The sequence below is a fragment of the Archangium minus genome (assembly GCF_044360475.1).
In the GTDB taxonomy this organism is placed as follows: domain Bacteria; phylum Myxococcota; class Myxococcia; order Myxococcales; family Myxococcaceae; genus Archangium; species Archangium minus.
In genome coordinates, this window is the sequence record NZ_CP043494.1 from 3,984,974 (window position 1) to 3,999,515 (window position 14,542).

The 14,542-nt window shown below is 66.6% G+C and carries 7 protein-coding genes; 4 read left to right on the plus strand and 3 right to left on the minus strand.

All coding sequences use genetic code 11. The annotated features are described in order from the left end of the window. The first annotated feature begins 8 nt into the window (after positions 1–8). From F0U60_RS16500 to F0U60_RS16515, 4 genes are all read left to right on the plus strand, one after another. On the plus strand, positions 9–1,160 hold the full coding sequence (locus F0U60_RS16500) for a hypothetical protein (RefSeq protein WP_395820577.1): 1,152 nt from the start codon (positions 9–11) through the stop codon (positions 1,158–1,160). Positions 1,161–1,283: 123 nt separating this feature from the next. Continuing rightward, complete coding sequence (locus F0U60_RS16505) at positions 1,284–3,221, plus strand: YgiQ family radical SAM protein (protein ID WP_395820580.1); 1,938 nt, start codon at positions 1,284–1,286, stop codon at positions 3,219–3,221. A gap of 20 nt (positions 3,222–3,241) precedes the next feature. Continuing rightward, positions 3,242–3,760 (plus strand): hypothetical protein, encoded by a 519-nt coding sequence (locus tag F0U60_RS16510; RefSeq protein ID WP_395820582.1) that lies wholly within the window; start codon positions 3,242–3,244, stop codon positions 3,758–3,760. Positions 3,761–3,809: 49 nt separating this feature from the next. After that, positions 3,810–4,118 (plus strand): hypothetical protein, encoded by a 309-nt coding sequence (locus F0U60_RS16515; protein WP_395820586.1) that lies wholly within the window; start codon positions 3,810–3,812, stop codon positions 4,116–4,118. Positions 4,119–4,277: 159 nt separating this feature from the next. Here the strand turns inward: F0U60_RS16515 and F0U60_RS16520 are convergent, their stop codons facing one another. The 3 genes from F0U60_RS16520 to F0U60_RS16530 form a co-directional block, all read right to left on the minus strand. Beyond that, positions 4,278–5,132 (minus strand): CheR family methyltransferase, encoded by an 855-nt coding sequence (locus F0U60_RS16520; protein WP_395820589.1) that lies wholly within the window; start codon positions 5,130–5,132, stop codon positions 4,278–4,280. 6 nt (positions 5,133–5,138) lie between these two features. Further along, the gene (locus F0U60_RS16525) at positions 5,139–12,104 is read right to left on the minus strand and encodes a HAMP domain-containing protein (protein WP_395820592.1); all 6,966 of its coding nucleotides are present in this window, start codon (positions 12,102–12,104) and stop codon (positions 5,139–5,141) included. A 90-nt stretch (positions 12,105–12,194) separates the two neighbouring features. After that, entirely contained in the window at positions 12,195–14,354 is a 2,160-nt protein-coding gene (locus F0U60_RS16530; RefSeq protein ID WP_395820594.1) for a response regulator, read from the minus strand. Between the last annotated feature and the right edge of the window lie 188 nt (positions 14,355–14,542).

Sequence of the window (14,542 nt, forward strand, 5' to 3'; positions counted from 1 at the left end):
CGGCGGCCATGCCGTTGAAACGCATCCTGGGCGTCACGCTCCTGCTACTCGCCCTCCTGGCGGCCACATGGCAGCGAGCCCGGGCCGTGGAGCGTTTGCCTCCGGATTACGACGAGCTCATCTACCTTCCCGTGGCTTACCGTTATGCGGAGCTGCTGTCTGGAGGCAGGTGGGGCGAGCTGGCGGCCTACCGGGAGAACTTCGAGCATCCCCCGCTGGTGAAGCTCCTGTACGCCTTGGAGCTGCTGGCGTCCGGCACTCCCGAACCCGATTGGAAGACGGTGCGGGTAGGTCGTCCCATTCCGGAGCCCGCCGTGCCGGTCTTCCGGTGGACGCGCTGGCTGTCCGCGGGGATGGGCATCCTCCAGGTGGGGCTCACCGGTCTGGTTCATCCGGTGGGGGCACTGCTGCTCGCGTTCGACGCCTACCACGCGAAGTACACCGCCCAGGCCTATCTGGAGGGAGTCCCGGGCCTGTTCGCGATCCTCTCAGTCCTGGCCTTTGAGCGCGCTCGTCGCCGAGCCCTCGAAGCGGGGCAGGGGAGGCCCTTCCAGCTCGCGTCACTCGCGCTCTCCGGTGCGCTGCTGGGCGTCGCAGCCGCCGGCAAGTATCCGTACGCCATGGTTGTCGGGTTGGCGTTCCTTCCGTTCCTGATCGGGTACGGGCGCGCGAGGGGCCGCGTGTGGGCCGCTTTCGTCCTCCCTGCCATGGCCACGTTCCTCATCGCGAACCCAGCCCTGTGGTCGAACCCCGTGGGGAACCTGTGGGCGTCGCTCACGTTCCACTGGAACTACTCGCACAGCGAGCACGTGGTGCGCTCCGCACTGCCCTGGTACCAGCCGCTCTACTACCTGACGCACGCAACCCCTGTGCGGTGGCACGCGGGGGTCTTTGCCACCGGAGCCACGGTCTGGGTGCTCCTGCCCCTGGCCGCGATGGGTTTCCCGGCCACGCTGCGCCAGCGCCCCGTCTGGGCGGCCTGGGCGCTGGTGGGGCTGGTGTTCCTGTTGCTCTGGTCCACCAAGTGGCCTCAGTACCTCCTGCTCATCCTGCCCGCACTCTCCGTCTGCGCAGGCATGGGCGTGAGTACGTTGTACAGGCTCGTGGCCTCCGCGGTGCGCCGGCGCGCGGTGGGCGGCCCGCAGTCGCTCCAGGGCTGAAGGTGGGAGCTCGCCCGCCATGGCCTCAGGGAGGGGGCCGGCCGGGGGTCGTAAGCTTTTTCGGACAGCGGGCATTTGCGTCCCGCCATCCTGAGCGGTTAGGGGAGGGATAGGACGTCCCACATGGCCACGCAGACCCGTTATTCGCATCCCTTCCTTCCCGTCACCCGCGCCGACATGCAGGCCCGGGGTTGGGAGCAGCTCGACATCATCATCGTCTCCGGGGACGCGTACGTGGATCATCCCGCGTTCGGCCCGGTGCTCATCGCCCGCTTCCTCGAGGGCCGTGGCTTCAAGGTGGGCATCATCCCCCAGCCTGACTGGCACTCGGCCGAGCCCTTCAAGGCCCTGGGCAAGCCGAGGCTCTTCTTCGGGGTGGCCGCCGGCAACCTCGACTCGATGCTCAACCGGCTCACCGCGCAGAAGAAGAACCGCTCGGAGGACCAGTACAGCCCGGGTGGGCGCACCAACTGCCGGCCGGATCGCGCCACCATCGTCTACGCCCAGCGCTGCCGCGAGGCGTACCCGGACGTGCCCATCGTCCTCGGCGGCATTGAGGCCTCGCTGCGGCGTATCGCCCACTACGACTACTGGAGCGACAAGGTGCGCCGCTCCATCCTCATGGACGCGAAGGCGGACCTGCTCGTCTTCGGCATGGGCGAGCGCCCCATCTGGGAGGTGGCCGATCGCCTGCGCCGGGGTGAGCGCATCGAGGACCTCCGCGACGTGCGCGGCACCGCGTACATCATCAACGACGCGGAGATGAAGGCCCTCGAGGCGGACCCGGCGAAGAGGGCCGCGGACCAGAAGGTGGTGGTGCTGCCTTCGTATGAAGAGGTGGTGGAGGACAAGACGGCCTTCGCCCGCATGTCGCGCGACTTCCAGATGGAGACCAACCCCGGTAACGGGCGGCCCCTGGCGCAGCGGCACGGCAACCGCGCCGTCTATTTCAACTCTCCGGCGAGGCCGTTGGAGGACGGGGCGGGGAAGGGCGAGGGCGCGTCGGTGGCGATGGACGAGCTGTACGACCTGACCTTCAACCGCGTCCCGCACCCCATGTACAAGGAGCGCATCCCCGCCTACGAGACGGTGAAGCACTCCATCGTGCTGATGCGGGGCTGCTTCGGCGGGTGCACCTTCTGCTCCATCACCGAGCACGAGGGCCGCGTCATCCAGAGCCGCAGCGCGGAGAGCGTGCTGCGCGAGGTGCGGGCCCTGCGGCGCATGGGGGACTTCCGCGGCACCATCACGGACCTGGGTGGCCCCACGGCCAACATGTACAAGCTCAAGTGCAAGAGCGAGGACATCGAGAAGCGCTGCCGCAAGCTGTCCTGTGTGCACCCGGGCGTCTGCGAGAACCTGCAGACGGACCATGGGCCGCTCATCGACGTGATGCGGCAGGTGCGCGAGGAGGAGGGCGTCAAGCACGTCTTCATCGCCAGCGGCGTGCGCTACGACCTGGCCGAGCGCTCACCCGAGTACGTGAAGGAGCTCGCCGCGCACCACGTGGGAGGCCAGCTCTCGGTGGCGCCCGAGCACGTGTCGCCCCGGGTGCTGGAGAAGATGAAGAAGCCCGGCATCGAGAGCTTCGAGCGCTTCCAGCACATGTTCGCCTGTGCCAGCGAGGAGGCGGGCAAGGAGCAGTACGACATCCCCTACTTCATCAGCGGGCACCCGGGCTCGACGCTCGAGGACATGGTGGAGCTCGCGCTGTGGCTGAAGAAGAACGGCAAGCGTCCGCGCCAGGTGCAGGACTTCATCCCCACGCCGATGGCCGTGGCCACGACCATGTACTACACGGGGATTGATCCGCTGAAGATGGAGCCCGTCTACACAGCGAAGGGACTCCGGGAGAAGCGGCTGCAGAAGGCGCTGTTGCTCTATTGGAACCCCGAGCACTGGCCGCTGGCGCGCGAGGCGCTGACGCAGGCGGGCCGGGAGGACCTCATCGGTCGCGGGCCGAACGCGCTGGTGCCTCCAGAGACGGCCGCGGAGGCCTCGCGCCGCAAGCAGGCCGAGGCTCGCGAGCGGCAGGAGCGCCCAGAGCGGCGAGCACGCTGAGGGAGGGGCTGTCCTCTCGGATGCCTGGCTTCCAGCCAGGTGGACTCCGGGACAACGCGCTTGTCCGGGTGCGTCACCACCTTGGGGTCATGACGGACCTGTTCCAGCTCTTCGCCGTGGCGGCCGTGGTGATGGGCCTTTCGCAGACCGTTGCGAAGGAGCGCATCTTCGCGCCCCTGCGCGAGAAGCTGGGAGGCAAGGAGACGTTCTTCGGCTACCTCGTCTCCTGTCCCTACTGCGTCTCGCACTACATGGCCTTCATCCTGGTGCCGCTCACAGGCACCTATCCCATCCGAGTGGTGGTGGGAGGCCTGGTGGGGAGCGTGCTGAGCTGGTTCTTCTCCTCCATCCTCCTCACGGTGATCGCCGCCTTCTACCGGGTCATCTTCTGGTTCGTGGACGAGTCGCAGGGCCTGGTACGCCGACGCCAGCGGACGGAGGAGGAGGAGATCGCCACCAAACGTCTGGTGCGCAAGAAGGTGGCCCAGGAGCTTCCTGCCGAGCAGCGCGTCGAGCCCCTCCCTCCGGAGACCCACTGAGGGGCGGGTGGCGATTGCCGCCCTGGGAGGAGGTCGTTAGGTCATCACCATGTCCTTGCGCGCCAAGAACCCGGAAAGCACGCTGGCCATCGAAGTGGAAATCCAATCGGAGAAGGCCTCGGCGCTGCGGCGTGTGGCCTCCCGGCTGGAGTCGCTGCTCGTCGAGCTGACAGAGACGGAGCAGGCCCTGCGAGGCACGAGCGGCCCGGTACGGGCGCGATTGGTGGAGCGGCACAAAGAGCTGCGAGCGGATGCGGAGAAGCAGCGCTGGTACCTCATCGTCCAGCGCGAGGCGATGGGCCTGAGACACCACGGCGACATCTACGAGCTGTACCGCCTACCGGCCGTGGTGGAGTGATGTCCTCCCCTCTCCCTTCGGGAGAGGGTCAGGGTGAGGGTATCCGAGCCTGTTCTTCAACCCGTGGCCCACAGTGTGAACAGGGGGTTCAACCCGGGTTCACCCAATACCCTCACCCCGTCCCTCTCCCGAAGGGAGAGGGGAAATGGTCGCAGGGGATTACGCGCGGCGCCGGTAGAGGCGCTCCTGGGCGTCCACCTCGTCGTAGTCGCCCTCGAGCACTGTGTGGCGCAGGGTCTCGCCGCGGCCCAGCGCGAGCACGCCGAAGCGGCGCAGGGACTGATGCAGCAGCCGGTGTACGCGCTCCTGCAACTGCGTGCCGAAGTAGATGAGCACGTTGCGGCACAGAATCACGTTGAACTCGTTGAACGTGCCGTCGCTCACCAGGTTGTGCTGCGCGAAGACGATGTTCTTGCGCAGCGGGGCCTTGAAGATGGCGTGGTCGTAGTTGGCCGTGTAGTAGTCGCTGAAGGCCGCCGAGCCTCCGGCCCGCAGGTAGTTGGCGGTGTACTCGCGCATGTGCTCCAGCGGGAAGATGCCTGACTTGGCCCGCTCGACCACGCTCGCGTTCATGTCCGTGGCGTAGATGCGGCTGCGCTCGTACAGCCCTGCCTCCATGAGGAGGATGGCCAGGGAGTACACCTCTTCGCCCGTGGAGCACCCCGCGTGCCAGATGCGCACGAAGGGGGCCGAGAAGAGGTGCGGCACCACCTTCTCGCGAAACGCCTCGAAGAAGCTCGGGTCGCGGAACATGGTGGTGGTGTTCACGGACAGGTGCTGCAGCAGCTCCTCCATCCGGGCCGGATCGTGCAGCACCTTCGCCTGAAGCTCGGAGATGTTCCCCAGCTTCTGCGCGTGCACCATGTTCCACACGCGCCGCCTGAGCGACGCACGGGCATAGCCACGGAAGTCCATTCCGTAGCGCCGCATGACACCCTCGAGGAGCAGGTCCAGCTCAATGTCCTCGAGGGCATCCTCGCCCTCCGCCACCGCCCGTGCCAGCGCGTCACCCATGGTTGGTTACCCGTTGTTGCGATCCGAGGTGCGGAACAGCCACACGCGCAGGAGGCTGAGTAGCTGATCCGTCTCCACCGGCTTGGTGATGTAGTCGCTGGCGCCCGCGTCGATGCACTTCTCGCGGTCGCCCTTCATGGCCTTGGCCGTGAGCGCGATGATGGGGAGCGTCTTCAGCTCGTTGACCTGGCGGATGGCGCGCATGGTCTCGTAGCCGTCCATCTCCGGCATCATCACGTCCATGAGGACCACGTTGAGGTCTGGCGTGCCGCGGATGATGTCGATGCCCTTGCGGCCGTTCTCCGCGTAGAGCACCTGCATCTTGTGCTTCTCCAGCACGCTGGTGAGGGCGAAGATGTTGCGCACGTCGTCGTCCACCACCAGGACCTTCTTGCCGGCGAGCACCGGATCGTTCTGGTGCACCTGCTTGATCATCGCCCGCTTGTTCTCGGGGAGGTTGGCCTCCACTCGGTGCAGGAAGAGCGCCGTCTCGTCCAGGAGCTGCTCAGGCGACTTGACGCTCTTGATGATGATGGCGTCGGTGACGCGCTTGAGGACGGTCTCCTCCTCCTCGGTCAGCTCCTTGCCCGTGTAGACGATGATGGGCGGGGTGTGACCCAGCATCTTCATCTGCTCGATGAGCTGCAGGCCCGTCATGTCCGGCAGGCCCAGGTCCAGCACCACGCAGTCGAAGTACCGCTCCCTCATGGCGGCCAGGGCTTCCTGTCCACTGCCCACCGGAGTCGTCTTCACGTCGCCGTTGCCGATGAGGCTGACGATGCTCTCGCGCTGGCGCTGATCGTCCTCCACCACCAGCAGGTTCTTCACGGGCCGCTCGATGAAGCCCTTCACCCGCGTCAGGGCCTCGCCCAGGACCTCGCGGCTGGCCGGCTTCTGCAGCACCGCCAGGGCGCCCAACCTCAGGCCGCGGCTGCGCTCCTCCTCGCTGGCGGAGATGATGTGCACCGGGATGTGGCGGGTGCGGCTGTCGTGCTTGAGGCGGTCCAACAGGTTCCACCCGTCGATGACGGGCAGCCCGATGTCCAGGGTGATGGCATCCGGCCGGTACTGGCGCGCCATGGCCAGACCCGTGTCGCCGCGCAGCGCCACCAGTCCCTTGAAGCCCTTCTCGCGCGCCAGGCCGAGGATGATGCGGGCGAAGACGATGTCATCCTCGATGATGAGCAGCGTCCGGTCTCCCGGCTGGATGGTGCGCCGGTCGTCCTCGACCTCCTCCTCGCGGGCCAGCTCCGCGTCCTGCACCACGGATTCCACCTCCGCGCGCAGGGCGTTGATCCGCTCCTCGGACGCCACCCGGTTGGCGTTGGAGACACTGCCGTTGCCATTGCCGTTGGACGGCTGCGGACGCAGCTGGGTGGGCGGCGGCACGTACGTCTGCGGCACGTAGAGGGTGAAGGTGCTGCCCTTGCCCGGGGCGCTGATCACCTTGATTTCGCCACCCAGGAGCTTGGCGATCTCCCGGCTGATGGACAGGCCCAGGCCGGTGCCGCCGTACTTGCGGCTGGTGGTGCCATCCGCCTGCTGGAAGGCCTCGAAGATGATCTTCTGCTTGTTCTCCGCGATGCCAATGCCCGTGTCGATGACGGAGAACGCGAGCACGGAGCCACCCTGGTTGAGGATGGGGTGATCGGTGCTCCAGCCGCCGCGGGCCGGGCGCACGTCGAGGATGACGTGGCCTTCCTCGGTGAACTTGAAGGCGTTGGCCAGCAGGTTCTTGAGCACCTGCTGCAGCCGGCGCCCGTCGGTGAGGATGTGCGAGGGCAGTGCCTGAGCGAACTCCAGCTTGAAGCCCAGCTTCTTGTCCACCGCCATCTGGCGGAAGGTGCGCTCCACGAAGTCCTTCAGGCTGTTGAGCGCCACCTCGTCCACATCCACGCTCATCATTCCGGACTCGATCTTCGACAGGTCCAGGATGTCGTTGATGAGGGAGAGCAGATCGCTGCCCGCGCCGTGGATGGTCTGAGCGAACTCCACCTGACGGCCGCTGAGGTTGCCCTCGGAGTTCTCCGCCAGCAGCTTGGAGAGGATGAGCAGGCTGTTGAGCGGCGTGCGCAGCTCGTGGCTCATGTTGGCCAGGAACTCGCTCTTGTACTTGGAGGACAGGGCGAGCTGCTGAGCGCGCTCCTCGAGGGCCAGCTTGGCCTGTTCGATCTCGCGGTTCTTGCGCTCGACCTCCATGTTCTGCACCTGCAGGAGGCGGCTGCGCTCCTCGAGCTCCTCGTTGGTCTGCTGCAGCTCCTCCTGCTGCTGCTTGAGGCGCTCCTCGGAGGCCTGGAGGCTCTTGGCCTGCTGCTCCAGGCGGCGGTTGGTCTCGGTGAGCTCCTGCTGCTGGCTGCGCAGCTCGTCGGCGAGGCTCTGCGACTGCTTGAGCAGCTCCTCCGTCCGCATGCCGGCGGCGATCGTGTTGAGCACGATGCCGATGGACTCGGTGAGCTGATCAAGGAAGGAGAGGTGCGTCTCGCTGAACCGGTAGAAGCTGGCCAGCTCGACGACGGCCTTCACCTGACCCTCGAAGATGACGGGCAGCACCACGATGTTGAGCGGCTTGGCCTCACCCAGCCCGCTGCTGATGCGGATGTAGTCGTCCGGCACGTCCGTGAGGAGGATGCGCTCCTTCTCCACGGCGCACTGGCCCACCAGGCCCTCGCCCAGCTTGAAGGAGTTGGCGAGGCTCTTGCGCTCCCGGTAGGCGTAGGTGGACAGCAGCCGCAGCGTCTGCTGCTTGTCGACGCCGTCCATGAGGTAGAAGACGCCGTGCTGCGCCTGAACCAGGGGCGCCAGCTCCTTGAGGATGAGCTTGGAGACCGTCTCCAGCTCGCGCTGGCCCTGCAGCAGGCGGGTGAAGCGCGCGAGGTTGGTCTTCAGCCAGTCCTGCTCGGTGTTCTTCTGCGTGGTGTCACGCAGGTTGGCGATCATCTGGTTGATGTTGTCCTTCAGGGCGGCCATCTCGCCCTGGGCCTCAACCGAGATGCTGCGGGTCAGGTCGCCCTTGGCCACCGCGGTGGCGACTTCCGCGATGGAGCGCACCTGGGTGGTGAGCGAGCCGGCCATCGAGTTCACGTTGTCCGTGAGGTCGCGCCACGTACCGGCCGCACCGGGCACCTTGGCCTGGCCGCCCAGCTTTCCTTCGATACCCACCTCGCGGGCCACCGTGGTCACCTGGTCAGCGAAGGTGGCCAGCGTGTCGATCATCCCGTTGATGGTGTCGGCCAGGGCGGCGATCTCACCCTTGGCGGCGAGGGCCAGCTTGCGCTTCAGGTCACCGGCGGCGACCGCGGTCACGACCGTGGCGATGCCGCGCACCTGAGCGGTCAGGTTGCTGGCCATGCTGTTCACGTTGTCGGTGAGGTCCTTCCAGATGCCGGCGACACCCTGCACCTGGGCCTGACCACCCAGCTTTCCTTCCGTACCCACCTCGCGAGCGACGCGGGTCACTTCGGAGGCGAACGAGGAGAGCTGATCCACCATCGTGTTGATGGTGCCCTTGAGCTCGGCCAGCTCGCCCTTCACGTCGACGGTGACCTTCTTGCTCAGGTCGCCGTTGGCCACGGCCGCCGTCACCTTGGCGATGTCTCGCACCTGGGCGGTGAGGTTGCCGGCCATGCTGTTCACGTTGTCGGTGAGGTCCTTCCAGGTGCCGCTGACGCCCTTCACCTGGGCCTGACCACCGAGCTTTCCTTCCGTACCCACTTCCTTCGCGACGCGGGTCACTTCGGAGGCGAACGAGGAGAGCTGGTCCACCATCGTGTTGATGGTGTTCTTCAGCTCGAGGATCTCGCCCTTCACGTCCACGGTGATCTTCTTGGACAGGTCACCGCGAGCAACGGCCGTGGTCACCTCGGCGATGTTGCGCACCTGGTCGGTGAGGCCGCTGGCCATCGAGTTCACGTTGTCGGTGAGGTCCTTCCACGTACCGGACACGCCCTCGACCTTGGCCTGACCACCCAGCTTTCCTTCCGTACCCACCTCGCGAGCGACGCGGGTCACCTCACCGGAGAAGGTGTTCAGGTTGTCCACCATCTTGTTGATGGTGTTCTTGAGCTCGAGGATCTCTCCCTTCACGTCGACGGTGACCTTCTTGCTCAGGTCACCGTTCGCGACGGCGGTGGTCACCTTGGCGATGTCACGCACCTGAGCGGTGAGGCCGCCGGCCATGCTGTTCACGCTGTCGGTGAGGTCCTTCCAGGTGCCGGCAACCCCGCGCACCACGGCCTGGCCACCCAGCTTTCCTTCGGTACCCACCTCGCGAGCCACGCGGGTCACTTCGGAGGCGAAGGACGACAGCTGATCGACCATCGTGTTGATGGTGTTCTTCAGCTCGAGAATTTCGCCCTTCACGTCGACCGTGACCTTCTTGGAGAGGTCACCGTTGGCGACGGCGGTCGTGACCTTGGCGATGTCGCGCACCTGGGTGGTGAGCGAGCCGGCCATGGAGTTCACGTTGTCGGTGAGGTCCTTCCAGGTACCGGCGACGCCCTCCACCTGCGCCTGGCCACCCAGCTTGCCCTCGGTGCCCACTTCCTTGGCGACGCGGGTCACTTCGGAAGCGAAGGACGAGAGCTGATCCACCATCGTGTTGATGGTGTTCTTCAGAGCGAGGATCTCGCCCTTCACGTCCACGGTGATCTTCTTGGACAGATCGCCGCGGGCCACTGCGGTCGTCACCTCGGCGATGTTGCGCACCTGAGCGGTGAGGCCGCTGGCCATGCTGTTCACGTTGTCGGTCAGGTCCTTCCAGGTGCCGGACACGCCCTGCACCACGGCCTGGCCGCCCAGCTTTCCTTCGGTGCCCACTTCGCGGGCCACGCGGGTCACTTCCGAGGCGAAGGAGGAGAGCTGATCCACCATCGTGTTGATGGTGTTCTTCAGCTCGAGGATCTCTCCCTTGGCATCGACCGTGATCTTCTTGGACAGGTCACCGCGAGCAACAGCAGTCGTCACCTCGGCGATGTTACGCACCTGATCGGTGAGGCCGCTGGCCATGGAATTCACGTTGTCCGTGAGGTCCTTCCACGTGCCGCTGACGCCCTCGACCTTGGCCTGACCACCCAGCTTGCCCTCGGTACCCACCTCGCGGGCCACGCGAGTCACTTCGCCCGAGAAGGTGTTGAGGTTGTCCACCATCGTGTTGATGGTGTTCTTCAGGGCGAGGATCTCACCCTTCACATCCACCGTGACCTTCTTGCTCAGGTCGCCGCGGGCCACCGCCGTGGTGACGTCCGCGATGTCACGCACCTGCGTGGTGAGCGAACCGGCCATCGAGTTCACGCTGTCGGTGAGGTCCTTCCACGTGCCGGATACGCCCTCGACCTTGGCCTGACCACCCAGCTTGCCCTCGGTACCCACCTCGCGGGCAACGCGGGTCACCTCGCCGGAGAAGGTGTTCAGGTTATCCACCATCTTGTTGATGGTGTTCTTCAGCTCGAGGATTTCACCCTTCACGTCCACGGTGACCTTCTGGCCGAGGTCTCCGTTGGCAACGGCGGTCGCCACCTTGGCGATGTCACGCACCTGGGCGGTGAGGCCGCTGGCCATCGAGTTCACGTTGTCGGTCAGGTCCTTCCAGGTGCCGGCGACGCCGCGCACGATGGCCTGGCCACCCAGCTTTCCTTCCGTACCCACTTCACGCGCCACGCGGGTCACTTCGGAAGCGAACGAGGAGAGCTGATCCACCATCGTGTTGATGGTGTTCTTCAGCTCGAGGATCTCACCCTTCACATCCACGGTGACCTTCTTGCTCAGGTCACCGTTGGCGACAGCGGTGGTCACCTTGGCGATGTCGCGCACCTGGGTGGTGAGCGAGCCGGCCATGGAGTTCACGTTGTCGGTGAGGTCCTTCCAGGTACCGGCGACGCCCTCCACCTGCGCCTGGCCACCCAGCTTGCCCTCGGTGCCCACTTCCTTGGCGACGCGGGTCACCTCCGAGGCGAACGAGGAGAGCTGGTCCACCATCGTGTTGATGGTGTTCTTCAGGGCGAGGATCTCACCCCTCACGTCCACGGTGATCTTCTTGGACAGGTCGCCGCGGGCCACGGCGGTCGTCACCTCGGCGATGTTACGCACCTGGGCGGTGAGGCCGCTGGCCATGCTGTTCACGTTGTCGGTGAGGTCCTTCCAGGTGCCGGACACGCCCTGCACCACGGCCTGACCACCGAGCTTTCCTTCGGTGCCCACTTCGCGGGCCACGCGGGTCACTTCGGAGGCGAAGGACGAGAGCTGATCCACCATCGTGTTGATGGTGTTCTTCAGCTCGAGAATTTCGCCCTTCGCGTCCACGGTGATCTTCTTGGAGAGATCACCGTTGGCCACTGCGGTGGTCACCTTGGCGATGTCGCGCACCTGATCGGTGAGCTTGCTCGCCATCAGGTTCACGCTGTCGGTGAGCTCCTTCCAGGTGCCGGACACGCCGCGCAGCACGGCCTGGCCGCCCAGCTTACCTTCGGTACCCACTTCGCGGGCCACGCGAGTCACCTCGCTGGCGAACGAGGCGAGCTGGGCCACGGTGCTGTTGACCACCTGGGCGGTGCGGAGGAACTCGCCCTTGAGGGCGCGGCCCTCGAACTCGAGCGCCATGGTCTGGGTGAGGTCACCCTTGGCCATCGCGCCGATGACGCGCGCCACCTCGGTGGTGGGCTGAACCAGGTCGGTGATGAGCGAGTTCACCGCCTCCACGGACATCTGCCAGCCACCCGAGGCGCCGTTGACCGAGATGCGCTGGGAGATGCGGCCCTCGCGGCCCACCACCTGGCTGATGCGCTCGAACTCGTGCGTCATCGCCTCGTTGAGGGTGATGATCTCGTTGAGCGTGTCGTAGATCTTCCCCGAGGTTCCAGTCCGGTCCTCGGGCATGCGTACGCTGAAGTCACCCTTGCGGATGGACTGGAGCGTCTTGAGGAGAAGCTTGGGGTCGAGCGCGTTGTCGGATTGCGCTTTGTCGGGCTGCGTTGCCATGGTGTGGAGCGACTCCTGTGCTGCTGGCTCAGGTGAGACGGGCTGCCGAGGGGGGAGCGTCCCGTCTAAAGGGGGGGAGGGGGCGAGCGGCTAGGCCGCTGTACAGAGTTTCTTCAAGACTTGTGACAGGTCATCCGAGGACACCGGCTTGACGAGGTGGGCATCGAAGCCGGCCTCGAGCGCGCGTTTGCGGTCCTCGGGGTGGCCGTAGCCGGTGAGGGCCACGAGCCGGGTGTCGGAGCCGCCGGCGGAGGCGCGGACCAGTTCCGCCACCTTGTAGCCGTCCAGCTCTGGAAGTCCGATGTCCACCAGCGCCACCTGGGGACGCTGGGAGAGCACAAGCGCCACCGCCGAGCGTCCATCGCTGGCCTCCTCCACGCGGTGGCCGTGGAGCTCGAGCAGGTCGCGCAGCGTCTCGCGGATGTCCGGGTTGTCCTCCACGAGGAGGATGTGGAGCGGTTGCAGCTTGTGCGCGGTGGCGGCGGCGGCCTTCACCATGTGAGGGATGGCCAGCGCTGGGGCGGGCCCGGCGGGCAGGGGCAGCCGGACGGTGAACTCACTGCCCTTGGAGAGGCCCTCGCTGCGGGCGGACACGTGGCCGCCGTGCATTTCCACCAGCCTGCGCACCAGGGTGAGGCCCAGGCCGAGCCCGCCCTGGGCCCGGTCGCTGCCCGGGTCCACCTGCACGAAGAGATCGAAGACGCGGTGGAGCATGTCCGGCCGAAGGCCGATGCCGTTGTCGCGCACGCTGAGGACCAGCTCGTTACCCTGGCGCTCAGCGTTCAGATGGATGCGACCGCCCGAGGGCGTGTACTTGGCTGCGTTGTGCAGCAGGTTGGCCACCACCTGCGTCATGCGGGTGGGGTCCACGTTGAGCATCACCGTCTCGGAGGGCAGCGAGACACTCAGCTCGTGGTGACGCTGGCTGATGATGGGCTCGCAGGCCTGGACGGCGCCCTCCACCAGGTCTGTCAGCGTCACGGAGACGGGCTTGAGCTCCACCTTCCCGCGGGTGATGCGGCTGACGTCCAGCAGGTCATCCACCAGCCGCGTCATGTGCGCCACCTGGCGGTCCGCACTGGCGATGGTGCGCTGCAGGACGTCGTCCTGCTTCATGCGCATCCGGAAGACCTCCAGAGCGGAGCGCACGGGGGCCAGGGGGTTGCGCAGCTCGTGGGCCAGCATGGCGAGGAACTCGTCCTTGCGGCGATCCGCCTCGCGCAGCGCGCCGATGAGCCGCTCGCGCTCCATTGCCACGGCCACCTGGTCGCACACGCCCTGCATGAGGGAGAGCTCGTCCTCGGTGAAGGTGCGCATGGTGCGAGTGCCGAAGGCGAGCGTGCCGAGCACGCGTCCCTGGCTGATCAGCGGGTAGCACGCGAGCGCGGCCAGTCCCAGCTCCGGCGCGGCATCCGGCGCGGGTCCGTTGGCGGCGGCGCCAGCGTCGAGCACCCACCGCCGCTGCTCGGTGGCCACCTTTCCCGCGACGCCCTGACCCGGCTCCAGGCGCTCCAGCCGCTCGCGCATGGTGGGCGAGATGCCCGAGTGGGCCGTGAGCTCCAGTGGGCCATTGCCCTCCCGCGAGAGGTAACCCAGGCAGACCTCGAGTCCCAGGTGCTCGGAGATGTGCTGATGGACGCTGTCCAGGAGGGGGCGCCCATCGGTGCCCTTCAACAGCCGGCTGGCCGTATCCGCCAGCAGCCGCAGCCGCGCGTTGCTCTCGTGCAGCGCCGACTGGGCCTGCTCCTTCTCCTGCACCAGCCGCGCGAGCTCCTGGGCGCGCTGCTCGAGCGCCTCGGACACCTTGCGCTCGCGCTCCATCTCCTGCTGCAGCAGGGAGCGCTCGTAGTGCGCGCGGGCCTCGGCCAGCTGCCGCTCGTGCTCGCGGGTCTCCGCCTGCCGCAGCAGCTCCGCCTGTCGACGGACCTCTTCCTTCTTGCGATGCAGCTCCAGGAAGACGCCCACCTTCGTCCGGAGGACTTCCGGGACAATGGGCTTGAAGAGGTAGTCCACCGCGCCCAGCTCGTAGCCGCGTGAGACGTTCACCTCGCTGCGGTTGAAGGCGGTGATGAAGATGATGGGAATGTGCCGCGTGCGCTCGCGCATGCGGATGAGGGTCGCGGTCTCGTAGCCATCCATCCCGGGCATCTGCACGTCCAGGAGGATGAGGGCGAAGTCCCTTTCCAGCAGCAGGCGCAGGGCCTCGTCACCCGAGGACGCCGCGACCACGTTGGCGCCCAGATCCTCCATCAGTGCCTCCAGGGAACGGAGGTTGGCGGGCGTGTCGTCAACCGCCAACACATCGACGCGTGGGATCGCAGAGGACGAGGGCATGAGGGTCGATGCGGAGGGCGAGCGAGCCGCTGGATCAGGCACCGCGCTTCTTTACAGCCTCTCGATACTTCAACCCAGAGCTATCCCCTGTAGGGCTGTCGGCT

Excerpts from the sequence above, each read along its gene's own strand:
- F0U60_RS16500 (WP_395820577.1), top strand. The coding sequence starts at position 9 with ATGCCGTTGAAACGCATCCTGGGCGTCACGCTCCTGCTACTCGCCCTC.
- F0U60_RS16505 (WP_395820580.1), top strand. The coding sequence starts at position 1,284 with ATGGCCACGCAGACCCGTTATTCGCATCCCTTCCTTCCCGTCACCCGC.
- F0U60_RS16510 (WP_395820582.1), top strand. The coding sequence starts at position 3,242 with ATGCCTGGCTTCCAGCCAGGTGGACTCCGGGACAACGCGCTTGTCCGG.
- F0U60_RS16515 (WP_395820586.1), top strand. The coding sequence starts at position 3,810 with ATGTCCTTGCGCGCCAAGAACCCGGAAAGCACGCTGGCCATCGAAGTG.
- F0U60_RS16520 (WP_395820589.1), bottom strand. The coding sequence starts at position 5,132 with ATGGGTGACGCGCTGGCACGGGCGGTGGCGGAGGGCGAGGATGCCCTC.
- F0U60_RS16525 (WP_395820592.1), bottom strand. The coding sequence starts at position 12,104 with ATGGCAACGCAGCCCGACAAAGCGCAATCCGACAACGCGCTCGACCCC.
- F0U60_RS16530 (WP_395820594.1), bottom strand. The coding sequence starts at position 14,354 with ATGGAGGATCTGGGCGCCAACGTGGTCGCGGCGTCCTCGGGTGACGAG.